The sequence below is a fragment of the Aminobacter sp. UC22_36 genome (genome assembly GCF_044056035.1).
GTDB lineage: Bacteria > Pseudomonadota > Alphaproteobacteria > Rhizobiales > Rhizobiaceae > Aminobacter.
Genome location: NZ_CP171996.1, coordinates 4,594,476 through 4,619,048 on the forward strand (window position 1 = coordinate 4,594,476; position 24,573 = coordinate 4,619,048).

At 62.4% G+C, this 24,573-nt stretch carries 20 protein-coding genes and 4 pseudogenes; 9 read left to right on the forward strand and 15 right to left on the reverse strand.

What is annotated here, in order from left to right; translation table 11 throughout:
- Positions 1 to 5: 5 nt before the first annotated feature.
- From ACHMW7_RS25920 to ACHMW7_RS25970, 11 genes and pseudogenes are all read right to left on the reverse strand, one after another.
- Positions 6 to 947, reverse strand: a complete 942-nt coding sequence (locus ACHMW7_RS25920) for a transporter substrate-binding domain-containing protein (RefSeq protein ID WP_395448268.1) — start codon at positions 945 to 947, stop codon at positions 6 to 8.
- Positions 948 to 971: 24 nt separating this feature from the next.
- A complete protein-coding gene (locus tag ACHMW7_RS25925) occupies positions 972 to 1,739 on the reverse strand; it encodes an amino acid ABC transporter ATP-binding protein (protein ID WP_395448269.1) in 768 nt (255 codons plus the stop codon).
- A 4-nt stretch (positions 1,740 to 1,743) separates the two neighbouring features.
- Positions 1,744 to 2,748, reverse strand: a complete 1,005-nt coding sequence (locus ACHMW7_RS25930; RefSeq protein ID WP_395448270.1) for an amino acid ABC transporter permease — start codon at positions 2,746 to 2,748, stop codon at positions 1,744 to 1,746.
- Between the two features lie 650 nt (positions 2,749 to 3,398).
- Entirely contained in the window at positions 3,399 to 4,007 is a 609-nt protein-coding gene (locus tag ACHMW7_RS25935) for a 2-oxo-4-hydroxy-4-carboxy-5-ureidoimidazoline decarboxylase (protein ID WP_395448271.1), read from the reverse strand.
- A gap of 852 nt (positions 4,008 to 4,859) precedes the next feature.
- On the reverse strand, positions 4,860 to 5,471 hold the full coding sequence (locus tag ACHMW7_RS25940; protein ID WP_395448272.1) for an alkylhydroperoxidase domain protein: 612 nt from the start codon (positions 5,469 to 5,471) through the stop codon (positions 4,860 to 4,862).
- Between the two features lie 14 nt (positions 5,472 to 5,485).
- Positions 5,486 to 6,109, reverse strand: coding sequence for a CMD domain protein (locus tag ACHMW7_RS25945; RefSeq protein ID WP_395448273.1), 624 nt, complete (start codon positions 6,107 to 6,109; stop codon positions 5,486 to 5,488).
- 15 nt (positions 6,110 to 6,124) lie between these two features.
- A pseudogene (locus ACHMW7_RS25950) lies at positions 6,125 to 7,151 on the reverse strand (putative FMN-dependent luciferase-like monooxygenase).
- On the reverse strand, positions 7,148 to 8,845 hold the full coding sequence (locus tag ACHMW7_RS25955; RefSeq protein ID WP_395448274.1) for a dipeptide ABC transporter ATP-binding protein: 1,698 nt from the start codon (positions 8,843 to 8,845) through the stop codon (positions 7,148 to 7,150). Before ACHMW7_RS25955 ends, ACHMW7_RS25950 begins: the two are co-directional and overlap by 4 nt.
- Entirely contained in the window at positions 8,842 to 9,729 is an 888-nt protein-coding gene (locus ACHMW7_RS25960; RefSeq protein WP_395448275.1) for an ABC transporter permease, read from the reverse strand. Before ACHMW7_RS25960 ends, ACHMW7_RS25955 begins: the two co-directional genes overlap by 4 nt.
- Complete coding sequence (locus ACHMW7_RS25965) at positions 9,726 to 10,670, reverse strand: ABC transporter permease (protein ID WP_395448276.1); 945 nt, start codon at positions 10,668 to 10,670, stop codon at positions 9,726 to 9,728. Before ACHMW7_RS25965 ends, ACHMW7_RS25960 begins: the two co-directional genes overlap by 4 nt.
- Positions 10,671 to 10,736: 66 nt before the next feature.
- Positions 10,737 to 12,337 (reverse strand): annotated as a pseudogene (locus ACHMW7_RS25970) (TIGR04028 family ABC transporter substrate-binding protein).
- Positions 12,338 to 12,735: 398 nt separating this feature from the next.
- Here ACHMW7_RS25970 and ACHMW7_RS25975 point away from each other — a divergent pair.
- The 9 genes and pseudogenes from ACHMW7_RS25975 to ACHMW7_RS26015 all read left to right on the forward strand — a co-directional run bounded on the left by ACHMW7_RS25975 (position 12,736) and on the right by ACHMW7_RS26015 (position 20,815).
- Positions 12,736 to 14,004 carry an amidohydrolase family protein gene (locus tag ACHMW7_RS25975; protein WP_395448277.1) on the forward strand — a complete coding sequence of 423 codons (1,269 nt, stop codon included), beginning with the start codon at positions 12,736 to 12,738 and terminating at the stop codon, positions 14,002 to 14,004.
- A gap of 51 nt (positions 14,005 to 14,055) precedes the next feature.
- Entirely contained in the window at positions 14,056 to 15,048 is a 993-nt protein-coding gene (locus tag ACHMW7_RS25980) for a BMP family protein (RefSeq protein ID WP_395448278.1), read from the forward strand.
- Between the two features lie 37 nt (positions 15,049 to 15,085).
- Entirely contained in the window at positions 15,086 to 16,066 is a 981-nt protein-coding gene (locus ACHMW7_RS25985; RefSeq protein ID WP_395448279.1) for a BMP family protein, read from the forward strand.
- A gap of 73 nt (positions 16,067 to 16,139) precedes the next feature.
- Complete coding sequence (locus ACHMW7_RS25990) at positions 16,140 to 17,231, forward strand: ABC transporter permease (RefSeq protein WP_395448280.1); 1,092 nt, start codon at positions 16,140 to 16,142, stop codon at positions 17,229 to 17,231.
- Between the two features lie 92 nt (positions 17,232 to 17,323).
- Positions 17,324 to 17,617 (forward strand): annotated as a pseudogene (locus ACHMW7_RS25995) (ABC transporter permease); the annotation flags it as partial.
- Between the two features lie 172 nt (positions 17,618 to 17,789).
- Positions 17,790 to 18,245 carry an ABC transporter permease gene (locus ACHMW7_RS26000; RefSeq protein ID WP_395451443.1) on the forward strand — a complete coding sequence of 152 codons (456 nt, stop codon included), beginning with the start codon at positions 17,790 to 17,792 and terminating at the stop codon, positions 18,243 to 18,245.
- A gap of 5 nt (positions 18,246 to 18,250) precedes the next feature.
- On the forward strand, positions 18,251 to 19,792 hold the full coding sequence (locus ACHMW7_RS26005) for an ABC transporter ATP-binding protein (RefSeq protein ID WP_395451444.1): 1,542 nt from the start codon (positions 18,251 to 18,253) through the stop codon (positions 19,790 to 19,792).
- A gap of 98 nt (positions 19,793 to 19,890) precedes the next feature.
- A pseudogene (locus ACHMW7_RS26010) lies at positions 19,891 to 20,400 on the forward strand (LysR family transcriptional regulator); the annotation flags it as partial.
- A gap of 121 nt (positions 20,401 to 20,521) precedes the next feature.
- Positions 20,522 to 20,815, forward strand: a complete 294-nt coding sequence (locus ACHMW7_RS26015) for a LysR substrate-binding domain-containing protein (RefSeq protein ID WP_395451445.1) — start codon at positions 20,522 to 20,524, stop codon at positions 20,813 to 20,815.
- A 59-nt stretch (positions 20,816 to 20,874) separates the two neighbouring features.
- Here the strand turns inward: ACHMW7_RS26015 and ACHMW7_RS26020 are convergent, their stop codons facing one another.
- From ACHMW7_RS26020 to ACHMW7_RS26035, 4 genes are all read right to left on the reverse strand, one after another.
- On the reverse strand, positions 20,875 to 21,363 hold the full coding sequence (locus ACHMW7_RS26020; protein WP_395448281.1) for an NUDIX domain-containing protein: 489 nt from the start codon (positions 21,361 to 21,363) through the stop codon (positions 20,875 to 20,877).
- 171 nt (positions 21,364 to 21,534) lie between these two features.
- A complete protein-coding gene (locus ACHMW7_RS26025; protein WP_395448282.1) occupies positions 21,535 to 22,581 on the reverse strand; it encodes an XdhC family protein in 1,047 nt (348 codons plus the stop codon).
- A gap of 1 nt (position 22,582) precedes the next feature.
- Positions 22,583 to 23,167 carry a UbiX family flavin prenyltransferase gene (locus tag ACHMW7_RS26030; RefSeq protein WP_395448283.1) on the reverse strand — a complete coding sequence of 195 codons (585 nt, stop codon included), beginning with the start codon at positions 23,165 to 23,167 and terminating at the stop codon, positions 22,583 to 22,585.
- A 3-nt stretch (positions 23,168 to 23,170) separates the two neighbouring features.
- Positions 23,171 to 24,544: a UbiD family decarboxylase gene (locus tag ACHMW7_RS26035; protein WP_395448284.1), complete on the reverse strand. Its 1,374-nt coding sequence runs from the start codon at positions 24,542 to 24,544 to the stop codon at positions 23,171 to 23,173.
- Between the last annotated feature and the right edge of the window lie 29 nt (positions 24,545 to 24,573).

Below are 24,573 nucleotides of genomic sequence, written 5' to 3' on the forward strand. Positions count from 1 at the left end.
ATGGATCAATCGATCCCGCCGGCGTTGCCGGCCGGCTCCGGCTGGTTCACCACGATGTCGTCGATGATGACATCGGGATATCCATAGTGCTCGGCAATGGCTTTGAGGGTTCCCTCCGCCTTCGTCGCCTTCAGCGCGATCTCGAGCGCCTTGGTCAACTCGGATTCGGATTTCAGTACGGCGAAGCCACCATTGGCGAGCTTCCACCCCCGCGGGCTGTTTTCCGGCTTGATGATGCGGAACTGGCCGCCGTTTTCCTTGCTGTTGAGGATCGTCGTCGCCGACACCAGGCCGGTGATCTCGGAGTCGACCGAGCCACTCTTCACCGCCAGCAGTGCGGCGTTGGGATCGGGGTAGGTCCTGACGTCGATCTTCTCCTTGCCGGCCGCCTGGCATTTGGGCTGCAGCTTCTCCTCCACCCAGGGGCCAAACACGTCGCCATTGATGCGGCTCACCGACTTGCCGCAGAGATCCATGAGGCCGTTGATCGACTTGTCGCCTTCGCGGGTCAGAACGACGAGGCCGAGTGTGGTGTAGTTGATGAAGTTGAGGATCTGCTCGCGCTTCTTGTTGTCGCCCATGCCTGCGGCGATCATGTCGGCCTTGCCGGCCTGGAGGCTTGGAATGGTGCCTTCGAACTTGATGTTGTCGAAGGTGACCTTGACGCCCATCTTGGCGGCGACGGTCTTGACGACGTCGATCTCGATGCCCGTCAGCTCGTTCTTGTCGTCGAAGAACATCCACGGCGCATAGGGCGCCGAGACGACGAGGCGGAGCGTGCCGTTGAACTTGGCGGGAACCAGCGATGCGGCTGCTTCATCCTTGGTGATTGTCTTGCCGAGAACGACCTGGTCCGTCCCAGACTGGGCGAGCGCCGTGCTTGCGAAGGCCGTGCAGGCGAGTGCGCCGGCGACGAAGGAGGCGAGTAGTTTCGTCGTGGTATGCATTACGTGTTCCTCTCTGTTGGGCTGCTAAAGAAGTCTGCGTAGGAATTCCCGGGTGCGCTCATGCTTGGGATCGAGCAGGACCTCGCCCGGCAGGCCCTGTTCGACTATCTCTCCGTCGGCCATGAAGATGACGCGGTCGCAGACCTCGCGTGCGAAGCCGATCTCATGGGTGACGACGATCATGGTCATGCCCTCCTGCGCCAGCGTCCGCATGACCTCGAGCACGTCGCCGACCAGTTCGGGATCGAGGGCGCTGGTGGGTTCGTCGAAGAGCATCACGCGCGGCTTCATGGCGAGCGCACGGGCGATCGCGATGCGCTGCTGCTGGCCGCCCGAGAGCTGCATCGGGTAGTGATCAGCCCAATCGCCGAGGCCGACCAGGCCTAGCAATAGCCTGGCATCCCGCTCCACCTCGGCGCGGGGGAGCTTGAGGACGCGGATCGGCCCTTCCATGATGTTTTCCAGCGCCGTCATGTGCTGGAACAGGTTGAAGCCCTGAAACACCATGCCGATGCTGCGGCGCTGGTAGGAGAGGACCTTGTCGGATACCTCGTGCAGCTCGCCATGCCTCACGGCGTAGCCGACCGGTTCGCCGGCAACCAGGACGCAGCCGCTGTCCTGGCCTTCCAGATGGTTCATGCAACGCAGCAGCGTGCTCTTGCCCGAGCCGCTCGGCCCGATCAGCGCGACGACTTCGCCCTCGGCCACGTCGAGATCGATGCGCTTGAGAACAACCTTGTGGCCGTAGGATTTGGTCAGGGTCCTGACGCTGACGAGTGGATGTGAGGTCATGGGATCAGCTCCTTTCGCCACCAGCGGTGACGCTGCGCAGGCGCATGTTCCAAAGGCCCCGGAGGCGGCTTTGCTGGCGAGGGGAACGGGTGCGGGCCACGGATTGGCCGAACCGCCGCTCGAGCCATGTTTGCGGAATGGTGAGAAGGGAGACCAGGATCAGGTACCAGATGCTGGCCACGATCAGCAGCGGGATGATCTGGAACGTCTGCGAATAGACGTTCTGCAGATTTGTCATGAGATCGTTGCCGGCAATGACGGAGACGAGCGAGGTGCCCTTCAGCATGGCGATCACCTCGTTGCCCATTGGCGGGATGATCACTCTGAGAGCCTGAGGCATCACCACCCGGCGAAACGCCTGAAGCCGCGTCATGCCGACGGATCTCGCCGCCTCGACCTGGCCTCTTGGAACGGAGAGGATACCGCTTCTGACGATTTCGGCCGAATAGGCAGCCGCGTTCAGCGACAGGGCCAGAATTGCCGCGACCATCGGGGTGACGACGTCAGAGGTCGGAAAGGAAAAGATGGTGCCAATGCCCGGAAGGCTGAGCGAGATGTCGGGCGTAAAGATGCCGAGATAACCCCAGAAGATGAGCTGCACGAGCAGCGGCGTGCCTCTGAAGATGGAGATGTACAATCGCGCCAGAGTTGAAAGCACGATGTTGTCCGACAAGTGCATCATCGCCAGGATGATCGCGCCGGCGATACCGGCCACCATCGATATGGCCGTCAGGTACAGGGTTACGCCGACACCCCTGAGCGTTACGTCCTTGAAGAGATATTCCAGGATAACGGCGCGGTCGACGACCGGGTTCTCGAGAAATCTCCATAGCAAGAACGCAAAAATGGCGATGCACGCGACGGCGGCCACCGGCGTCCACGGCTGAGGCCGAGGGATGAGGCGCGCATCGTCGGGCAGGATGGGAAGCTCCCATCCTTGCGAATGCGGTTTGCGATCGATTGCCGTCTCTTGACGGAGATACTTTGACGGCCGCGGCAGATTCATCATGCGAAGGCCCTTTCCCCTGTCGACGGCGAGTTCGCGAGTGGCGGACAACCCGGGATTTTGTCAGTCATGGTTTTTGAATCTGCGGCCGCTCTTTCGAGACCGGCCTGACTGCGGGCAAAGATCGACCCGCCAGCGCCTGCCCGTGGCAGGCGCCCCATATGAGGCATTGAAGCATCTCGACCCTCCCAGCCGATGTTGCGTCGTTGGCTTTGTTAGTAGCCGAATATGTATATACAAGCAAGCAATTTTCGATACAATCGTGTATACAATTATTTTTTGACGCAAAGAAAAACATTCCAACTTGCCGACCGGGGCGCCCGCCTGAGCCCTCGTCGGAGTTCAGCCGGCTATTGGCAGTTTGATGGCAAATCACATAAAAATTGGCCTTCCTGCAAGCAGAACAGGCCGCGAGCCCGACCGCCGGCGCCAAAAGTGACGTCGGCTTTTCGTTGAATTATTGTATACAATAATGAACGGAAAATGCCCTGCCATGCCTGATCAAACCAGCATGACATGGCGGAGGCGGCGATTGCGCTTTGCCCTTTGGCAAGACGTCCAACAGCAGGAATTGAGCAGCGGGAGCATATGCGCCTGACCCCGCCGCGCTAATGATCGACTTGAGCTGGGCAATCTCTGCCCTTACGAGCCGCTCAGGTGAATTGTGCTTCAACCTGAATTTGGGCCAGGCGTTCCACTTCACTGTAGGTGATGGCGAGCTCAGCTTGATGGTCGCCGACGACCCGAACTTCGAGCGAGGCGAGCAGTTCGGCTGTCGTGTAGGCACGCACCACGAAGATTGCATCAAAGCCGAATTTTTTCCGATACGCCGCCAACATGTCGAGCAACCTACCTTGCTGATAAGCGGTCATACGGCCTAGGCGCTCGGATCGAGCCTCGTCCGCGACGATCTCGGCCGATTTGATGGCGGGATCGAGCGGGGTGTAGTGCTTCAGAAGTTCGAATTTCTCGGCGTCGCCAGCCGCCCGGAACTGCTGGCGTAGCGCGGAGAATATGGTCTGGCTGTCGACCAGTGTGCCGGATGCCTCCTCATAGGCGCGCCCGGCAAGCGCCGCGCCGCCGCGGAAGCAATTGGCGAACTTTTCGACAAAACTCGCCTTGTCGAACCTGGCCTGGGTCGTCGCTGGTATCGGATTGTTTTGCATTTCGTTGGAAGCCCTGAGGACGTTTTGGAGACGCTGCGGATTCTTGCTGCTCGGTGAAGCGACCGCGCGAGCAGCTTCACCCATGAGTTTGGTCATCGAAGCGGTTTGGATTGATAAGCTTGATCCGCATGCTCTCCCCAATACGCCATGATCTGGATACAATCATCGAATGCCATTCCATGCGGCCGATCGCTCGCGCGAAAGTCGTCCTCGCCCGGCAATCCATTCGGCATCACGCTGCTTTGGAGCAGCACACCTTCAGAACCATGAGACTCAATCTGTTATGCGGTACGCCGCTGCTTGAGTTCGCCAGGCGCAGGGCTGTGTCAGCCCAGTTTAGTATACAATTATATAGCAGTATCGTATACACGCCAACGGAAGTATGTCTATACAAAAAAAGACAAGCTTCCGATTTTCCGACTCTGCGAAACGGCAACGGTTGCGCGCCAACTGGTGTATGGCCCGTCTCATCAGCCTTGGACGTGTGAGATTGACAAAAGCGCATATGACCGGAGTTCGACCACTCCGTGATACTTATGCGCGCGCTCGTCCAATCCGTGACAGCAATCGGCAATTGCGACACAACCACGATGACCGCTCATCCGCCCCGATCGGAAATTGTGGGTCAACGGTCATGCTAATTTCAGTCACCAATTTCTGCCGGAACGCTGAATGAAGCGGTACGACTCGGAACGCATGACGTTATCGACTTCTGGCGACACCATAGTGTGGTTATGGCCCGGTTCGCCGGAGAAAACGATCAACGGGCGCTAGAAGTCGCACGCAAGGTGGTTAGGACCAAGCCGGGCTTCATTCGGGGAGCTGGGAGCCGACAAGATGCCCCAAGCCTCGAGAAATTTTCGCCCTTTGGTCGCCGAGCGTCATTTGGAAATCGCCGCCGATTGGCGGCGCTACCAATTGGCGGCGTTACCGATGTCGCCTAGGGCGTCACGCCACTGAGGCCGGCGGTGTTGGCTCACCGAGGGACAGCATCAGACGGTTCGCCCAGTTGAAGAATGCGGCACCGTTGATCACGTCGACGATCGCCACGTCGTCCAGACCGGCTCGGCGCAGCTCGTCGATATGGCTTTCCGTGAAACCCTGGGGCGTCTTTGTCAGGGCAGCAGAAGCGTCAATGATCGCATTCCAGCTCGGATCGATATCCGTGTAGATGCCCTCTTCGAGGAGCTTCTGAACATCTTCGTCGCGCTTGGAATGCTGATAGGCGAAGCGCGAATGAACGGAGGCGCAGAAGATGCACCCGTTGGTGCGGGACGCGGCGGTCGCTGCGATCTCGCGTTCGGCCCGCGGCAGGCCGCTCTTGGTGTTGTAGAAGATGTCCTTGTCGGTCCTGGTGCGCGCGCCGAGGATATCCGGGTCTCGCGCCAGCAGCATGAAATAGGGTGACTTGGCGCGGGAGGGATCGACCAGACCGGCATGGTGGCGTGATGTCAGCTCGTCCTCGGCCAGCGGCTGCAGCCAGGGAACCCAGCCGAGTTCATCGCGGGTGAAGACATTCGGTTCGATGTTGTCGGGATAGGTGATTGCTTGATCGGTCATGTCGTTGATCCCTGTCATTCCGCTGCGTCGAGGCGGTCGGCGGCAAACTTCCTGTCGAGCACACGCAGGCCGGCCACCACCCTGATCTGAAAGGCAAGGAAGGCAATGATCTGCGACAGCGTGACGATGCCGGTCACACTCCAGCCGGCGTCGAGCAGCGCCTGAAGCGCTACCGGGCTGGCATCGCGCGGGTGCAGCACCAGCAGATGCGCATGTTCGAGCCCGGCCGCGAGCTTTGTACCCAGGACCTCGCGGCTCGCTTCGGCGACGCGGTAGGACGGGCCGGTCACATTCTCCCGCGTCAGCGGCCCGGCGGGATAGGCACCGTAGGGACCGCTGGCCTTGCCCTGCCGCACCTCATGCGCGATGGCGCTCGCCAGCGCCTTGGACGGCTTTTCTGCGTCGAACTTGTCGAGATAGTGCTTCGTGACCCTGTCGTCGCCATGCAGTCCGACGACGAAACTCGCGATCGCAAAGCGGTCGCGGACAGAAACCTCGCTCTGGTCGTCCGGGTCGAACAGCGCGACATAGCTCTTCTGTGCGTGGTCGCGGGCCTCGACGCGGTCATAGCGGATGAGATCGAGCCTGGAGCCGACAACAATGCCGGCAAGCTCGTCGATGATATCGGGGTTGCTCATGGTTCTGGCCTCCGTTCAGGCAACGAGTTTCGGGGAGTGTGGTATCGACCTGCCCCAGCCGAGCGCAGGCGCAACCTTCTGGGCGGTGAGTTCGATCGAGCGCAGCGTGCGCTCATGGCCGGGGTCGACCGAATGGACCTGGAACACGACGTCGGTGACACGCCTGAGGCTGGTGTCGGCCGACAGGCTGGCGATCACTGCATCGGGCGAGCCCGCATGGGTGTCGAATGCGGTCGCGAGCTCCTCGACGCTGTCGCCCGGCGCGGTGTGGCCGGTGGCGATGAAATGATCGCGCACCCGGCGCAGCCCCTTCTCTACAAGCTGCAGGGCTTCCGAATGGCTGTCGGCCACAAAGGCTGCGTGAGCCCAGAATGCGCGGGGCGACACCCTCAGGCAGTGCTGCCAGATAGGCGTCGATGATCGGGTTCTGCACCTCGTCCAACGCAGCGCTCGGATTGTCCTTGGGGCGTGGTTGCGTCCGCGACAGCATGAGGCCATCGCCGGCGAGACCGGCACGACGACCGCCTTCGATCGAGAAGGTTGCCTGCCAGATCCGGCCGGCAAGCGCCGGGGCGGCCGGATACAGCGTGTCGTCACCGGCGAACGGCTTGCCCGCAAAAGCGCTTCGCAAAACTTGGAGATGCACATCGAGCAGCTCGCCGCGCCTGATACTGTCCAGTCCGAAGGCGGTGAAGGATGAGGGCGTTCCGCCCGAACCGACGCCCAGCTCGAGCCGTCCGCCCGAGATGAGGTCGAGCACGGCGGCGTCCTCGGCGACACGCAGTGCATTTTCCAGCGGCAGCGTGATGATCCCGGTGCCGAGCCGGATGGTGCGGGTGCGGGCGGCCACATTGGCAAGCAGGATCAGCGGCGACGGCAGCCCGCCTTCGGCGGCGCGGAAATGATGCTGCGCCACCCAGGCCGCGTCGAAACCCTCTCGTTCGGCGGTGAGTATCTGTTCGGTTGCGAAACGGTAGCGGTCGGCCGGCGATGCCTCCTCGAGCAGGCGGGTGAAAAACCCGAGCCTTTTCCTCTCGGTCATGAAGCAGTTCCTTCAATTGGCCGGACTGCGCGGGCGAGGAAGCCTGCTCCAGACTTCAGCTTGCTGCCCGGGATCGCGGCGATGAGTTCGCATGTGTAGTCGTGCGCCGGGCGCTCGAAGACATCTTCGATGCTGCCCTGCTCGACCTGCTTGCCGTCGCGCAGCACCGACACGGTGTCGGCGATCTGCCTGACCACGGCGAGGTCGTGCGAGACGAACAGATAAGTCAGGCCGAGCGAGCGCTGGAGTTCGTCGAGAAGCTCCAGGATCTGCGCCTGGACCGTGACGTCGAGCGCCGACACCGCCTCGTCGAGCACAAGGATTTCAGGGTTCAGGATGATTGCCCGGGCGATGGCCACGCGCTGCCGCTGTCCGCCTGATAGGGCCGCCGGCAGCCGGGCTAGCGATGCCTCCGGCAGCCCGACCCGCTTGAGGATCGCATGGACGCGCTCCCTGCGCTCGGCCTTGGGCACCGGATCGAAGTTGAGCAGCGGCTCCTCGACGATGTCGAAGATACTCTGGCGTGGATCGAGCGATGCGAACGGATTCTGGTAGACGAGCTGGATGCGCCGACGAAACTGACGCAACTGCTCGCCGCGCAGCGACGACACATCCTGGCCATCGACGACGATGCGACCGGATTCAAGCTTCTGGAAACCTGAAATGGCGCGCACCGTCGTCGTCTTGCCCGAGCCGGATTCACCAACCAAGGCGTGGGTGGTTCCCCGCGCGACGTCGAAGGAAACACCGTCGACGGCACAGAGCTGCCGGCCGCCCGACAGCGGGAAATGCTGGACCAGATTCTCGACCACGATGGCCGGCTCGGCGTTTGCCCGGAGCTCGTTCCGCGCGGTCTTCGGCGTGGCAAAAGCCGGCGCGTCGTTGAGCAACTGCCTCGTATAGGCCGACTTCGGCGCGGCGAGCACGTCGGCCACGGTCCCCGTCTCCTGGATCTGACCGCCCTGCAGCACCACGATCCGATCGGCCCTGTCGGCAGCAACACCGAGGTCATGGGTGACAAGCAAAACCGATGTGCCGGACTCGGCCCGCAATTCGTCGATCAGGTCGAGTACCCGGCGCTGGACGGTGACGTCGAGCGCGCTGGTCGGTTCGTCGGCGATGATCAAGGCCGGCCGGAGTGCGACCGCGATGGCGATCAGCACGCGCTGGCGCATGCCGCCCGAAAGCTGATGCGGATACTGCCTGGCCCTGAGCTCGGGCTGCTGCAGCCCGACGCGATCGAGCAGTTCGATGACGCGCTCGTCGATCGCGCGCCGGTCGCCCCAACGATGCACCTTGAGGATTTCGCGGACCTGGTCGCCGATTGTCTTGACGGGATTGAGCGAGCTGACCGGATCCTGCGAGATCAGGCTCACCACCTTGCCGCGGATCGTGTCCAGGCGCTTGTCGGCCCAGCCTGAAATGCTGGTGCCGTTCAGCCTGATGTCGCCGGCCTCGACGCGACCGTTTTCGGGCAACAGCCCGATCACCGCATGCGCCGTCGTCGACTTGCCGGAGCCGGATTCGCCGACCAGCGCCACCACTTCGCCCGGCTGCACCGAAAACGAGATGCCGTGGACGACAGTTTCGCGGCGCGTCCCATGGCCATAGGAAACGACCAGCTTGTCGACTTCGAGCACAGGGGCCGCAGCATCGGCCGGCGCCGCCTTGCTGGCCAGTTTCAACTCGGTCATGCCCGGCTCCCGCCGAAGGAGCGGCTGATGCGATTGGCTGACAGCACGACCAGCACCACGACGATCCCAGGTGCCGTCGTCAGCCACCATGCTGTGGAAACGTAGTTGCGGCCTTCGGCGATCAGCAGGCCCCATTCCGGCGTCGGCGGCGGCGCGCCATAGCCGAGGAAGCCAAGTGTCGAGATGTTGAGGATGGCATTGCCGAACTGCAGCGCGGCAAAGGCGATGACCGACGTCAGCGAGTTGGGCAGGACATGGCGGAACAGCACCGATGTGAAGCTGCCGCCGCTGCCGAAGGCGGCCTCGACATAGTCGCTGCGGCGCACGCGGACCACTTCGGACCGAGCCAGCCGGGCGAAGCTGCCGATGGAGGCGGCGCCTACGGCAATGGCCGCGTTCACGGTGCCGAAGCCGAGCAGGATGATGATGGTGAGCGACAAAAGCAGGCTCGGGATCGACAGCAGCACGTCGACGATGCGCATGACGACATCCTCGACACGCCCGCCGGCGGCGGCAGCGACCACGCCAAGGGCGGTGCCGATGACGAGGCCGACGCCGACAGCGGCAAAAGCGCCGCTGAGCGAATGGACCGCGCCATAGACGATGCGTGCATAAACGTCGCGACCGAGCGCATCCGTGCCCAGAAGATGCTGCGCGCTCGGCCCGGTGAGCTTTTCGGCAGCCACGCCTTCGGTGCCGCTATAGCCGGTGAACAGCCCGGGCAGCAGTGCCCACATAACGACGATCGAGATGACCAGCCAGGCCAGAACCAGGCTGGGCTGGAGCCGTTTCAACCGTTCGGCAAAGTCTTCGCGATCGTAGGCCGCATTTGCGTCTCGGGGCTCCAGGCCGCCGACGGCGCCCAGTGAATCGATGATGGTCATGCGCTGGCTCCTGCGGGATTGCGAAGACGGGGATCGAAGACCGGGTAGAGAAGATCGACGATCAGGTTTGTGAGCACGAAGCCGGCAGCGGAAATCAGCACGATCGCCTGGAGGACAGTGACGTCCTGGGTGTTGACCGACAGGTAGGTCAGTGCGCCGATGCCGTTGAGGCCGAACACGGTTTCGGTGATGACTGCACCTGCGACGAGCTCGCCGAACAGCACACCGCCGATGGTCAGAACGGGCAGGATGGCGTTGCCCGCGACATGGCTCACCAGCACGCGCCTGTGGCTGGCACCCTTGGCCCGGGCCACTGCCACGAACGGACGCGTGCGCACCTCGTCGATGCTGCGGATGAGGATCTGCGCCAGCGGCGCCGAAATCGGCACGGCGATGGCCAATACCGGCAGCACCAGCATTTCCACCGGTCCGGGATTGATGACCGAGATCAGCTTCAGCCGGAACGAAAAGACCTGGATCAGGGCAATGCCCAGCCAGAAGACGGGGATCGAGATGAATAGCGACGGCAGCGAATGGAGCGTATTGCGCAACCACGCGCTACGACTGACGGTCGCGACATAGGCGATTGCACCGGCGACCAGCACCGACACGACAAGGGCAATCGCTGCCAGCCGCAAGGTCGTCGGCAAGGTGGTTGCCAGCAGCGACGTCACCGGCACGCCGGCGCGGACCGAATAGCCGAAATCCCCTGACAGCACCGACCCGAGGGTCGACAGATATTGCTGCCAGATAGGGGCGTCGGCGCCGTAGGCGATACGGATTTCGGCAAGCTGCTCGGGGCTGAGGCCAAGTTCCGGATTGAGGAACTTGATCAGCACGCCGTCGGCCGGCAACAGCTGCAGCAACACGAAGCTGACGGTGAAGGCCGCCCAGAGGACGAGAACGGCCTGGCCTATCCGGCCGATGACATATCGCGACATGAAGGATCTCCGTCGAAGCGATCAGGAGAATGATCCCGTCTCACCGGAGACGGGACCATTCGGACCTCAGTCGCGCGGCGACAGCCAGACGCGATAGAAGGACGGACGCCCGACCGCCTCGAAGGCGACATCATGAACGTTGGGCGCGCCGGCAAAGGCCTGTGGTTCCTCGAAGATCGGGATCGCATAGGCCTGGTCGAGCACATAGGCCTGAACCTCGCCTGATATCGCCAGCCGCTTGTCGCGGTTCGGCTCGGAGGCGAGCGCCTCGAGCAGGCCGTTGAGCTTGTCGTCGACGAAGCTCTGGACCTTGTCGCTGACGCCGCCCTTCTGCTGCAGCACGTTGCGATTCCTCGGGTAGTACTGGCTCTTGATGACATCGGGATCGGCGCGGCCGACCATCGCCGGCGCCACCGGGGTCTTCAGCGGATCGAGGTTGTCGGCTGCGGCACTGCCGGAATCGCCGGCGAGCACGGAGAGTTTCACGCCGACCTTGTTCCACTGCTGGGCGATCAGCTGCAGCGTTTCCTTGTTCTGCGGTTGCGGCAGCGATTCATAGGCTGTCAGCACCAGTTCCTTGCCGTCCTTGGCGCGCACGCCGTTGGCGCCCAGCGCCCAGCCCGCTTCGTCGAGCAGCTTGCCGGCAAGGGCCGGGTCATAGGCGAGCTTCGCCGATTGGTCGACATAACCCTGGGCCGCCTTGGCGATGATCGACGTCGCCTGCGGATAATTGGCCGAGAACAGCGTCTCGACGATCTCCTTGGCATTGGTGGCGTGCAGCAGCGCCTGGCGCACCTTGACGTCGGCAACAAGCTGATTGTCCGGCCGGAAGACGACCGAATTGTTCACGCCGCGGGTGCCGGGTGCGTAGATCTTGTAGTCGGCCGCCTCGACCTGCTTTTCGTCATAAGCCTGGACCTGGCGGATGAAGTCGGCCTGGCCGGCCAGCAGCGCGCCGATGCGCACGCTGTCCTCCGGCGTGATCAGGTATTTGATCTCGTCGAGCAGCGCCCTGCCCTGATGTTTCAGCTTGGCCGGTCCCCAGGCATAGTCGTCGCGTGCCTTGAGCACCAGTTCGCGTCCGAGCACTTCGCTTTCGACGACGAACGGCCGGAGCCGATGATCTTGGTCGCGTCACCGAGCTGCTCGAAGGGCAGTTCCAGCGTCTTCGGCGACACCAGTCCCGAGCCGATCACCGACGTGCCCTGCAGGAAGCCCGGCGACGGCGCCTTGAAGTGGAACTTCACCGTCAGCGGATCGACAACCTCGCTGCGGTCGTAATTGTTGATGACCTCCGAAACCGGCAGCTTCAGCTCCTTGTTGCCCTTGCCGAAGGTGTCGAAGTTCCGGGCCACGGCGACAGCATCCAGTGGCGTGCCGTCGGAGAAGGTGACGCCAGGACGCAGCTTGAAGGTGTATTCGGTGGCGGTGTCGTTGACCGTCCAGGATTCGGCGACCCAGGGCTCGATCTCGAGGGTGTCGGGATTCTGGTAGGTCAGCTTGTCGGTGATCTGGTTCAGCACCCCGCCATTGGGGTAGAAGCCGCCCGCCGGCGGGTAGAGGTTGGTGTGCGCCTGCTGCTCGAGATAGACCAGCGTGCCGCCTTTCACCGGCGTGTCCGACTGTGCGAACCCGTGGGCCGCAAAGCCGAGCGATGTCGCTGCCATCAATCCGATCAGCGTGAGTTTGAGTGTCGAGCGTCGTGTGTGCGACATAGCCATCCCCTTGATAACGACCGGAAATCGATAACCCTTGGGAGGATCGGGATCGCACCGGTCTGCCTGTTTGCTGTCAAAAGGATAGGCGTGGTGGCTGCTTGGATGACAGGAATTGAGTTCCATCGCGGTCATCAGACGGGAATTAATTCTACTTAGTTGATAGAAATCCTAGAATTTCTTGGGAGAGCTTCCCATGGCCAAAGGCCGAGAATGCGAGCGACGCATTGTTATCTTTTACTCATTAAAAGATTGAAATAATAAATTTGTCTAAACTAATCGCTCGTGCTCTCTTTCCCGCCATAACAAGAATGCGGGAACAAGCTGTGCGCGATATTCCAACGGCATCGATGTCAGACCTTATCTCTGGACGGTCCTTTGCACTTACCGGGGGAGCTGTCATTCAGGCAGATGGTTCGCAAGCGGTCAGCGACATCATCGTTGGGGCGGATGGGCGCTTTGTCGCAATCGGGCCGCTTCTGGACACCAAGTCCTGCAGCGCCTGCGTCGACATTACCGGCATGCTGGTTTCGCCCGGCTTCCTCGATGCGCACCAGCACCTCGACAAGACCGGAGTGCTGCCGTTCACTCCCAATCCTTCCGGTACGCTCCAAGGCGCCCGCGAGGCCTTCGCCAGATATGCCCGAACCGCCGGTCCCGACGACATCCGTAAGCGGGCGACGCGCACCATCAGGCGGTGTCTTTCCCGCGGCACGACGGCCATTCGCAGCCATGTCAACGTCGACAAGGATGCGGGCTTCCATGGCATCGAGACGCTGGCAGGCATCCGCGACGGGGCAAAAGACGACATCACTCTCCAGCTCGTCGCCTTCATGACACCGCATCCCGGCCAGGACTTCGATTGGCTGGCTGAGAACATCGACGGCGCGGTGGCGCTCGCCGATGCAGTGGGTGGCACACCTGCTGTCTCCGAAGACCCGCCACGTTACCTCGACATGTTGTTTTCTGCCGCCGTGAAGGCGGGAAAACCGGTCGATCTGCACCTCGACGAACACCTCAAGGCCGATGTGCACCTGCTGGATGCCGCGCTCGAACGGGTCGAGCGCTTCGGCATGCAGGGCCGCACGGTGTTCAGCCACGTCTCCGTGCTGAGCGCCCTGCCCCGCAAGGAATTCCAGCGTATCGCCGAACGTCTTCTGGCGCTTGATGTCGGCGTCGTCACATTGCCGGCCGCGAACCTCTACCTGCAGGGCCGCGACGCCGAGATGCTGCCGCCGCGCGGCCTGACGCGCGTCGCCGAGCTCTACCGCGCCGGCGTCACCATCGCCACAGCGTCCGACAATATCCAGGACCCGTTCGTACCGACCGGCTCGGGCGACATGCTGGAAATCGCGCGCTGGACGCTGCTCGCCGGCCATCTTCGCGGCGACGAGCTCGCAGCCGCCCACCGCATGATCACCACGGCCCCGGCCCGCCTGATGGGCCTCGGCAAGGAGCACGGCCTCAAGGCTGGCGCCCGCGCCGACTTCATCGTCACCGACTGCATCGACACCGACACGCTGGTTGCCGGCGGGCCGGATCGGGCCTTCGTCTTCTCGAAGGGGCGTCTCGTCTCGCAGAGCGCGACCGACACCATTGCCATGATGGAGGATGCATAACCGAGCGGCGACTCCGGGGGGATTGGACGTCAATCTAATGGGAGGAATGAAATGAAGAAGACCGTAGTTTCACGTCGTTCGCTGCTTGCATCCACTCTCGCACTCACCGTCGCCGGCATGGTCTGGCAGGACCGCGCCCATGCCGAAGACTTCAAGATGGGCCTGCTCGTGCCCGGTAGCGTGGCGGAAGAAGGCTGGAATCGGATCGCCTACGACGCGCTGAAGCGGGTCGAAAAGGAACTCGGCGCCCAGGTCAGCTACGTCGAACTGCCCGACAACCCGGCAGCCTTCGAAAAGGCGTTCCGCGACTATGCGAGCCACGGCTATCAGGTCGTCCTGGGCCACGGCTTCCAGTTCCAGGACGCTGCCCTGACGACGGCGGAGGATTTTCCCGAGACCGTCTTTCTCGTCTCGTCAAGCTATGTGCATGAAGGCAACGTCATCGGCCTCAACACCGATGCCAGCCAGCCCTTCTATCTGATGGGCATGATCGCCGCGAAGATGGGCAAGGGCGCGGGCCTCATCGGGGGCATGGAAATACCCCCGATCGCGCATGCCTTCGAGGGCTTCCGGAAAGGTGCCGAGAGCGTGAACCCGGATTTCCCCGTGTCCACGGTCTTCATCAACAGCTTCACCGATGCGAGTGCTGCCAAGGAAGCCGCCGTGAGCATGATGTCCCAGGGCGCCGACTTCGTCGTTCCCAACGCGAATGCCGCGGGACTGGGCGTCATCCAGGCCGCGCAGGAAGCGGGCACGCAGTCCGGCACTTTCAGCGTCTACAGCGACTATACGGAGGTCGCCCCCAAGAACATCCTCGGCACGTTCATCGCCGATTACGGTCAAGGCATCGTGCGCATCGTCTCGGGCATTCGGGACGGCACCGTGCCGCAAAGCAATGTCGACTTCGGCCTGAAGGATAAGGACGTCATCAAGTTCACCTTCAACGACGAAGCCGCCAGATCGATACCGCAGGACCTGCGCAAGCACCTGGAGGAGGTGAGTGCGAAGATCGTAGCGGGCGAGATCCAGACACGCGCGAAATAAGCGCGGTTCCTGCGAACTATCAAATGGGAGGAATGCAATGAGACTTTCAAGAAGGACGTTCCTGGAAGGAGTGGCGGCGCTGTCCATCGCCGTTTCCGTTCCGGCAATGGGGTATGCCGAAGACTTCAAGATGGGCCTTCTCGTGCCCGGCAGCGTTTCGGAAGAAGGATGGAACCGGATCGGCTTCAATGCGCTGAAGGGCGTCGAAGCGCAGCTCGGCGCAAAGATCAGCTATGTCGAACTGCAGCAGAACCCGGCCTCGTTTGAAAAGGCGTTCCGCGACTATGCCAGCCAGGGCTACAAGGTCATCCTCGGCCACGGCTTCGAGTTCCAGGACGCCGCGCTCGAAGTCGCGCTCGATTATCCGGACACCTATTTCCTGATCTCGTCGAGCAGCATCCATGAAGGCAATGTCATCGGCCTCAACACCGATACCAGCCAGCCCTTCTACCTCATGGGCGTCATCGCAGCGAAGATGGGCAAAAAGGCCGGTCTCGTCGGCGGCATGGAAATCCCGCCGATCCAGCAGGCCTTCGCCGGCTTCAAGAACGGCGCCAAGAGCGTCAATCCGGACTTCCCGATCAGCGAGGCCTATATCGGCAACTTCACCGATACGACCGCCGCCAAGGAAGCGGCCCTCAGCATGATCTCGCAGGGTGCCGATTTCGTCGTACCGAACGCCTCGGGCGCCACCGTCGGCGGCTACCAGGCGATCTCGGAATCCGGCCCCGACGTGCGATCCTTCTCGATCTTCAGCGACTTCACGCAGGTCGCGCCCAACAACATTCTCGGCCTCTACGTCGCCGATTATGCGCAGGGTGTTGTGGAGGTCGTGCGCTCGATCAAGGACGGCAGCCCGCCAACGGAAAACGTGATCTTCGGCCTCAAGGACCCTAAGGTCATGTCCTTCACCTTCCGCGATGACGGCCCGATCTCGGTGCCGGAAGACATCCGCGCCGAAGTCAAGGCGATCAGCGACAAGATCGCTGCCGGCGAGATCAAAACCGGCGCTGAGTAGCCGGCATGCGCTGCGGCCGCCCCATCCGGCCGCAGCGTATCATTGCACGCCACACCAACATCCGGACCGATTCATGGAACAGGTAAACCAGGGGCGTGAGAACGTGTATCCTCAAGCAGCCCAAGCCCTCTACCGGACGCTCTCGCAAGCCGCGATCAGCGCCGTGACCCCTGTCGCGGCGGTGCTGGTGGCGCTCGCCTTCGGCGCCGCCCTCCTGTGGCTGAACGGCTTCGACGGGACCGACGTGGTCACGGTGATGATCTTCGGCTCCTTCCAGGACGCGCGCTCGGTCGCCGAAATCCTCTTGAAGGCAACGCCCCTCATCCTTATCGGCGCGGGGCTTTGCGTCGCCTTCCGGTGCAGCATCTGGAACATCGGCGCCGAGGGACAGCTTTACGTCGGCGCGATCGCCGCCACCTATGTCGGCACCAGCATCGACGGGCTTTCCGTCTGGGTGCATGCGCCGCTGGTCATGCTGGCGGGCGCCGTGGCGGGTGCTGCCTGGGCCGGCATTGCCGGCTATCTCAAGGTCCGCTTCCGGGCGAGCGAGATCGTCACGACGATCATGCTCAACTACATCGCCATCATCCTGACGAGCTATCTCGTCACCGGGCCGATGAAGGATGCGAGCGCTGCCTATCCGCAATCGGCCCGCCTCGTGCGAGAAGCCTGGACGCCGCGCATTGTCTCGGACATGCGGCTGCACGTCGGCATCCTCGTCGCGGTGGTGCTGGCGGTGGCGCTCTATATCTTCCTGCAGAAAAGCAGCCGAGGTTTTGCGCTTCGCGTCGTCGGCCTCAATCCGCATGCGGCGCGTTATGCCGGCATGGATGTGCGTCGCAATGTGATGATCGCCATCTGTATCAGCGGGGCGCTTGCGGGACTTGCCGGCGCTTTCGAGGTGGCGGGCGTCACGCACCGGCTCTACCAGAACATCTCGCCGGGCTACGGTTTCGAGGGCATCGCGGTGGCGCTGCTTGCCAACAACAATCCCTTGGCGGCGATCATCTCGGGCGGGCTCTTCGCGACGCTCCGATCCGGTTCGGAAGTGCTCCAGATCACCTCGCAAGTGCCGCAGGTCCTCGTGCTTGTCATCCAGGGCATGGTCATCCTGTCGGTCGTCGCCTTCGCGAAGTTCCGCGACATCCTCAGGATCGTGGCTTGAAAGAATGGAAACTCCCGCAAAGCACACAGCAGCTTTGCGGGAAAACAAAACTTGGGCGACATCCCTGAAGGGCCTGTTCAATGGACGACATGATGTTTCTCACCTTCCTCGCGACGCTGGCCGGCGCTGCCTGGCGGCTTGCGACCCCACTGATCTTCGCCTCGATCGGCGAGGTCTTTTCCGAGCGCGCCGGCGTTCTCAACATCGGGCTGGAAGGCACCATGCTCGTCGGCGCTTTTTGTGGTTTCGCCGCCGCCTTTGCGACTGGCAGCGTCTTGCTGGGGCTCATCGCGGGCATCGCGGGGGGGATGCTGTTTGGGCTGATCTTCGCCTTCTTCACCATTACCATCAAGGCGGACCAGATCGTCGTCGGCGCAGCACTCAACCTGCTCGGCATGGGGCTCACGGCCTTCCTGTTTTCGGACCTACTACGTCTCGACCGGCAAGGGCATCGAGATCGCCCAGCCTGTCCATATCCCCTGGCTCAGCGACCTGCCTTTCCTCGGCGAAGCCTTCTTCCGACAGAACCTCATCGTCTACTCGACGATCCTCGTCGCGATCCTCGCCACGCTTGTCCTCTACCGCACCTCCTTTGGCCTGACGCTGCGTGCGGTCGGCGAACACCCCAAGGCCGTGGACGTCGCCGGCCGCAACGTCGCGGGCTACCGCTATGCGGCGGTGCTGGTCGGCACGGGGCTTGCGGGGCTCGGCGGGGCGTTCCTGACGCTTGGCCATTCGAACCAGTTCGTCGAGGGCATCACCTCGGGGCGCGGCTTCATCGCGCTTGCCGTGGTGGTCTTCGCGCGCTGGTCGCCGATCGGGGCCTTCTTCGTCTCGCTGCTGTTCGGCCTGTTTTATGCCCTGCAGCTCATGCTCCAGGCCCAGGCGTCCATCGTCGTGCCCTACCAGCTCCTGCAGGCGCTTCCCTACATCATGACGATCATCACGCTGGTCGTGGTCCGCGGCAAGGGTTCAGCTCCAAGCAAGCTCGGCCAGCCCTACGAGATGAGGTAATCGACATGTCCGCAAAACCTTTCCTGCGCATCGACAATATCCGCAAACGCTTCGGCTCCATCGTCGCCAGCGACGGCGTCTCCTTGGAGATCGAAGAGGGCGAGATCCACGCGCTGCTCGGCGAGAACGGTGCGGGCAAGAGCGTGCTGATGAGCATGATCTGCGGCATGGTGCGGCCCGACGAGGGCGAAATCGTCTACCGGGGCCAGTCCGTGCGCTTCAACAGCCCGCGCGAGGCGATCCGCCAGCGCATCGGGATGGTGCACCAGCATTTCATGCTCGTGCCCAATCTCACGGTCGCGGAAAACTATATCCTCGGCCAGGGATCAGCCCTCCGGGTCATCAACGACATGGACAAGGTGCATGCCAAGATCCGCGAACTTTCGGATCGCTATGCGCTGGACGTGCGCCCGGACGCGGTCATCGAGGACTTGTCGGTCGGCGAGCAGCAGCGCGTCGAAATCCTGAAAGTCCTGTTCCACGGCATCGATCTTCTCATCCTCGACGAGCCAACAGCGGTTCTGACGCCGCAGGAAACCGACCGGCTGCTCGCGCTGATGGGCGATCTCGTCAAGGATGGAAAGACAGTGGTCTTCATTTCGCACAAGCTCGACGAGGTGATGCGCGTCAGCAACCGCATCAGCGTCATGCGCGACGGGCGCCTGGTGCAAACCGTCAACGTTGCCGACACGGATGCCCGTGGCCTTGCCCGCATGATGGTTGGCCGCGACGTGGGCATGGAGCTGCCGCGCGGCGCCGCAGCGCCCGGTCGCATCGTGCTGTCGGTCGAGAACCTTACCTGCCGCAGCGAGACCGGCCTGCCTGCGGTGCGCAGCGTCAGCCTCGATGTGCGCAGTGGCGAGATTGTCGGTATTGCCGGCGTTTCTGGCAACGGACAGACCGAACTCTCGCTTGCCCTTTGCGGCCTGCTGCCCGTCGATTCAGGCCGCGTCGTGCTGAATGGCCAAGACATCACCGGGCTTGATCCCGCCCGCATCAATGCCAGCAGCTTCGCCCATATCCCCGAGGATAGGCACAAGCATGGTGTTGTACTGCAGCTCTCGCTCAGTGAGAACACGATCCTCCAGCGTTACAACGAAAGGCCTTTCGCCACCCGCGGCATGCTCAATCGCCGCCCCATCAGGGAGCATACTCGCGACCTGATCAGACGTTTCCGCATCAAATCCCGTGACGCAGACCAGCAGATCAGCGAACTTTCCGGCGGCAACCAGCAGAAGCTGGTCGTGGCACGAGAACTTGCCCGCAATCCCGATTTCATCCTCGTCAATCAGCTCGCCCGCGGTATCGATATTGGCGCCATGGAATTCGTCATGGAGGAGATGCTGAAACAGCGCGACGCTGGCCGCGCCATCCTGCTCATCTCCACCGAACTCGAGGAACTCTTCGCGATCTGCGACCGCATCCTCGTGATGTTTCACGGCGAAATTCTCGGCGAACTACCGCCGGACCGCAATCGCTTGGACGAACTTGGCCTGCTGATGGCGGGCCAGACGGCGAATGTAGTACAACCGACACTTGCCAGCTAGACAGGAAGGCCCCCTGCATCGTTCGATGGCACCAAACCATTAGATATGCATAACGGACCATCTATAGGCGGCTGGTCGCGAAAGGTGGGTGGCTCGATATGAATATAACGCTGCGGCAACTCAGGGCTTTCATAGCGGTGGCTGAATTCGGACAGTTCAATCTTGCCGCCAGCAGCCTCCACCTCACCCAGTCTGCCGTCAGCATAATCATTCGAGATCTGGAAACGGAGATCGGCGTACGCCTGTTTGACCGCCACACCCGGATGGTTTCGCTCACCCTCGTGGGCCAGGAATTCCTGCCGCAGGCCCGCAAGATACTGAAAGACCTGGAACTTGCGGTTGGCGACATGCGCGACAACGCCTCGTTGAAGCGCGGCCAGGTGACGATCGCTGCCGCAATCGTGCTCGCCGCCACCATTGTGCCGCCTATCATCGCAGCGTTCGTGAGCATGCATCCCGAAATCCTGGTCAGCATCCGCGACATGCCGGAAGAGGCAATCAGCCCGGCGCTCAAGCGCAACGAGGTCGATATCGCCATCGGCACGCTCTCAGAAGACGATCCCGAAATCACCGCTACGCCTCTCATGCGCGACAAGCTCATGCTGGTCTGCCGGGAAGACCATCGTTTCGCCAGGCAAAAATCCGTGCGCTGGGCCGAGCTGAAGGACGAGAACTCTCATTACACTCGCTGCCGCGAATCCGCTTCGGAGCATTGTCGAGCACAACCTCATCCGTGTTGTGCCCAATTTCCAGCCAAAATACGAAGTGCGCTTCTCGACCACCGCCATCAGCATGATCTCCGCCGGCATGGGCGTGGCCGTCTTGCCGGAGAATTCCAGCCAACTGGCGTCGGCGGTGCGCGTCACCACCGTGGATCTCGTCGACCCGACCGTAATGCGCAATGTCTCCCTGTTGCAACGGCGTCATCACAGCCTGTCACCGGCAGCAGAACATTTGAAAGCGGCCTTCGTGGCGGCGATGCCAACTGAAAATGCTGGCGCAGGCACGCTCGCTCACACTTAGCTGTGCGATCCAACCGCACTCATCTGGTTTTCGGCGAGTTTGCGGCTTGCCTGGACCTGTCAGGATGCACTGAACATTACGAGCTCGCGGCTCTTGAGCGCGCTGATGGTCTCTTCGGCGACACCTTTCGGCGGCTGACTTGCCGGAAACCAGCGTGCCTCATCCAATTGGCCAGAGGCTGTCACGCGCGGATCTCCGGAAATGATTGAAACTGCATAGGTGATCGAAAGTGTGTGGTTGCCACCAACGTTATCAAACTGGTCATTTATGAAAACTGCCGAGACTGGCCATGTGAGGATTCCCAGATCGTCGTGAAGGCATCGAACAATCGCCATGGCGCAGCTTTCTCCGCGCCGTATTTGGCGACCCGGCATCTGCCATAGGCAGTCAGCAGAATTCTTGGACCTGACCAACAGGATGCTGCCACGCTCATTCCTGATGAGTGCGCGAGAAGTCAGTTCGATGCGATTTGACAAAGGCGCCGCCGCGCCTTGGGGACATGCACCTGGGATGCTGCCGTTTGCTCTTGGAATGGAAACGCTCTTCATCAATTCGCCTTTCAACTGATGGCTGGCAATGCGGGCCGAGCAGGATAAGGAGCCGGCGACGCCAGGGAGCGTAGTGGGAACCCCTGAATGCGCCGCCGGCCTACGCCGGGCTTTGGGAACACGCTGGGCAAGCTGGGAGGCTTGAGGCCCGCGAAAAGCCCGGACGTATCGCTAGTCGACCACCGCGCTTGTGATGCATTCGCTTGCGTGCATGGGGTCGAAGCACTTGTTGATCTCTTTGAGCGCAAGCGTGTGGGCGATCATCGGGTCGGTCTGGACCTTGCCCTTCATGTCGAGCAGTCTTGCCTGCGCAAGGTCAGCGACGACCGAAAGGGCAAGCGAATTTGCGTCTGTCGCCTTGTCGAAGATGCCGATTGGCGCCTTGATCCGGGCCAGCGTGGTCTCGCCGTGACCGCGTTTGCGCAAGGCCTCACAACGTTTAGCGTGGGTACGGCGACTTCCCAGGGCGCCAATGTAGAAGGCGGGTGAGGCGAGAGCGGCCTCGAGCAGCGGCAATTCGCGGTCGATGTCATGGAAGAGGAGCACGACGGCCGTGTCAGCGTCCAGCTGGTCCGGCGATGGAGTTTGGCCGCGCTCGATCTTGACGACTTCGTAGCCGGATATTTCCGCCACACGCGCCACCGCGCCAGTCTCCAGGGGCGTGCCGGCAACAAGCATGCGCTGCCTTGGGCGGTAGGCTCGGACAAATTCCTCCCCTTCCCAGCCACTCACGCCCTCGCCCGGTTCGAAGAAAAGAGCCTGCCTGCCAGGATGGTACCGGAGACGCCCAGCTGCGCGGCGGTGCAGCGCGGCAAGCATATGGCGGAGCGCGGTGGCATCGCGCAGGACGTGGATAGCCAGCGTGATCCCGCCGCCACAGGGCAGCACGATGTCGAAGAAGGGCGAACCTTCGCCGAGGCGAAGCTTGCGGTCGATGCCTTTTTGGAGCGCGATCACGGCGTCAGCAGCGACGGCCGCTTCGGTGCAGCCGCCGGAGACGAAGCCGCAATAAAGGCCGTCATCGCGCACTACCATCTGCGCGCCGATGGCGCGGGCAGCGCCGCCGCGAATTTCAACGAGCGTGATGAGGGCGGCGGCCTGGCCCTGTTTGAGCGCTTCCGCGGCGAAGGCCAGGATGTCGATCGCATCGTCCGAGAGGAAGGCAGCACTGGGTTCTGGCGTGAGCATTTTCGGCTCGCTGGCAATGCGGGCGGCCATATCATTCCCCTCCCTGCGTTCCCGGCCAGCGGCGCACAATGCCGGGGTCGAGATCGAAAAGGTCGAGCACCCGTCCCACTGTGTGGTCGACCATTTCTTCAAGGCTTTGCGGCTTGGCGTAAAAGGCCGGAACGGGCGGATAGATGATGCCACCCATTTCGGTGACCTGCGCCATGTTGCGGATATGGCCAAGATGGAGCGGTGTCTCGCGCAGCATCAAGACGAGGCGGCGACGTTCCTTCAGCACGACGTCGGCGGCGCGGGAAAGCAGATTGTCGGTCGTACCAGTCGCAATTTCCGCCATGGTCTTCACCGAACACGGGGCGACGATCATGCCGAGCGTCTTGTAGGAGCCGGAAGAGCAGACGGCACCGATATCCTTGTTGGAATGGGTGACCGTGGCCAGCGCCTCAAGGTCCTGCTTGGTGAAATCCGCCTCGGCAGTAAGCGTGATGCAGGCGGCGCGCGACATGATCAGGTGCGTCTCGATTTCGAGGTCGCGCAGCACTTCAAGGATGCGCTTGCCGTAGACCACGCCGGAAGCGCCCGAAATGCCGATGATCATGCGTCTTGGCCGCGTCGTCATGGCCTATCCCACACTTTTGAGGAGTGCTGCAGCGCGGGCGGAGGCCTCGTCGCTGATGCGGGCACGGACGCCGTGGAAGTTCGGGCCGCGTGTCGCGTCGAGGCCCATGCGCGAGGTGGTGCCGATACCGCTCGCCGAAGGGTCGAGCGCGTTGCCCGGCAGGCCCTCGATGATGACCACATCCTTGTGCGGCTGGAAATGGGTGGCAAGCGCCCAGAGCACTTCGCTATCGCGGGTGATGTCGACATCGGCATCCACCACCACGACGGTCTTGAGGTACTGGTCCCAGCCGAGCAGGCCGAGCATGACCTGGCGCGCCTCGCCCTCGCGCGTCTGGTTCATCGCGATATAGGCGTGGAAATGGGTGCCGGAGGAGGGGTAGTGCACGGCGGTGATCGACGGGAAACGCGCCTTCAGCTTTTCCACTACCTCTGCCTCGCGCGGTACGCGGCCGAGATTGAGATGCTCGGCCGAATTGCCACCGGCGACGGAGATGAGGATCGGATCGCGCCGGCGCATGATGGTTTCGACGGTGAAGAGGTTGTTGGTCGAACGATCGGAGGAATAGCCGGTGAACTCGCCGAACGGCCCCTCCTCCACATGGGCCTCGGGATCGAGCACGCCCTCCAGCACGATCTCGGCATGGGCTGGAACGCGGATGCCGTATTTTGGCGTGCGCACGACCTGCAGGGGTTCGCCCATCAGGCCGCCGGCGACATCGCGCTCGTCCTCGCCGAAGGCAAGGCGGGCGGAGGCGGCGATCATGAACAGCGGATGGCCGCCAATCACCATGGCGACCGGCATCGGCTCGCCCTTCTCCTTCGCCATGTTCATCAGGCGCCAGAGATGGCCGCGCGAATGCAGCGAGGTCGCGAGCGAATTCTTCGAATGGATCATCGCGCGGTGATAGCTGAGATTGCCGGCCCCGGTTTCCGGGTGCTCGCCGATGATGATGCCACTGGTGATGTATTTCGCGCGGTCGGTGTCGAAATGCTTCAGCATCGGCAACGCGTGCAGGTCGACGGCATCGCCGGAAATGATTTCTTCCGTGATCGGGCCGCTTTCCAACATCTCCGGCGCGAACGGCCGGTTGGAGCGGGCCTGATACGCCTCATGCAGCCTTTCTGCGGTGGAGCCGAGCAGGCGGGCGATGCGGTCACGCGAGGCAAAGATGTTGCAGACGACCTCACTGCCGATGCCGGTGACATCCTTGAGATGCAGCATCGGATGTTGACCCTTGTCTGCCAGATTCCAGATCAGCGCGGTTGCGTCCTGATCGTCCGAGACCGGCCCGTCGATGGTGATGACGTCCTCGGGATGCTGGTCCCGGTAGTCGGCCAGGAAGCGGCGGACGTCTTGCTTGTGGTAGTGGGTCATGTCTCGGCCTCGATGCTGCGGGGGGAGAG

Excerpts from the sequence above, each read along its gene's own strand:
- ACHMW7_RS25920 (WP_395448268.1), bottom strand. The coding sequence starts at position 947 with ATGCATACCACGACGAAACTACTCGCCTCCTTCGTCGCCGGCGCACTC.
- ACHMW7_RS25925 (WP_395448269.1), bottom strand. The coding sequence starts at position 1,739 with ATGACCTCACATCCACTCGTCAGCGTCAGGACCCTGACCAAATCCTAC.
- ACHMW7_RS25930 (WP_395448270.1), bottom strand. The coding sequence starts at position 2,748 with ATGATGAATCTGCCGCGGCCGTCAAAGTATCTCCGTCAAGAGACGGCA.
- ACHMW7_RS25935 (WP_395448271.1), bottom strand. The coding sequence starts at position 4,007 with ATGACCAAACTCATGGGTGAAGCTGCTCGCGCGGTCGCTTCACCGAGC.
- ACHMW7_RS25940 (WP_395448272.1), bottom strand. The coding sequence starts at position 5,471 with ATGACCGATCAAGCAATCACCTATCCCGACAACATCGAACCGAATGTC.
- ACHMW7_RS25945 (WP_395448273.1), bottom strand. The coding sequence starts at position 6,109 with ATGAGCAACCCCGATATCATCGACGAGCTTGCCGGCATTGTTGTCGGC.
- ACHMW7_RS25955 (WP_395448274.1), bottom strand. The coding sequence starts at position 8,845 with ATGACCGAGTTGAAACTGGCCAGCAAGGCGGCGCCGGCCGATGCTGCG.
- ACHMW7_RS25960 (WP_395448275.1), bottom strand. The coding sequence starts at position 9,729 with ATGACCATCATCGATTCACTGGGCGCCGTCGGCGGCCTGGAGCCCCGA.
- ACHMW7_RS25965 (WP_395448276.1), bottom strand. The coding sequence starts at position 10,670 with ATGTCGCGATATGTCATCGGCCGGATAGGCCAGGCCGTTCTCGTCCTC.
- ACHMW7_RS25975 (WP_395448277.1), top strand. The coding sequence starts at position 12,736 with ATGTCAGACCTTATCTCTGGACGGTCCTTTGCACTTACCGGGGGAGCT.
- ACHMW7_RS25980 (WP_395448278.1), top strand. The coding sequence starts at position 14,056 with ATGAAGAAGACCGTAGTTTCACGTCGTTCGCTGCTTGCATCCACTCTC.
- ACHMW7_RS25985 (WP_395448279.1), top strand. The coding sequence starts at position 15,086 with ATGAGACTTTCAAGAAGGACGTTCCTGGAAGGAGTGGCGGCGCTGTCC.
- ACHMW7_RS25990 (WP_395448280.1), top strand. The coding sequence starts at position 16,140 with ATGGAACAGGTAAACCAGGGGCGTGAGAACGTGTATCCTCAAGCAGCC.
- ACHMW7_RS26005 (WP_395451444.1), top strand. The coding sequence starts at position 18,251 with ATGTCCGCAAAACCTTTCCTGCGCATCGACAATATCCGCAAACGCTTC.
- ACHMW7_RS26020 (WP_395448281.1), bottom strand. The coding sequence starts at position 21,363 with ATGAAGAGCGTTTCCATTCCAAGAGCAAACGGCAGCATCCCAGGTGCA.
- ACHMW7_RS26025 (WP_395448282.1), bottom strand. The coding sequence starts at position 22,581 with ATGGCCGCCCGCATTGCCAGCGAGCCGAAAATGCTCACGCCAGAACCC.
- ACHMW7_RS26030 (WP_395448283.1), bottom strand. The coding sequence starts at position 23,167 with ATGACGACGCGGCCAAGACGCATGATCATCGGCATTTCGGGCGCTTCC.
- ACHMW7_RS26035 (WP_395448284.1), bottom strand. The coding sequence starts at position 24,544 with ATGACCCACTACCACAAGCAAGACGTCCGCCGCTTCCTGGCCGACTAC.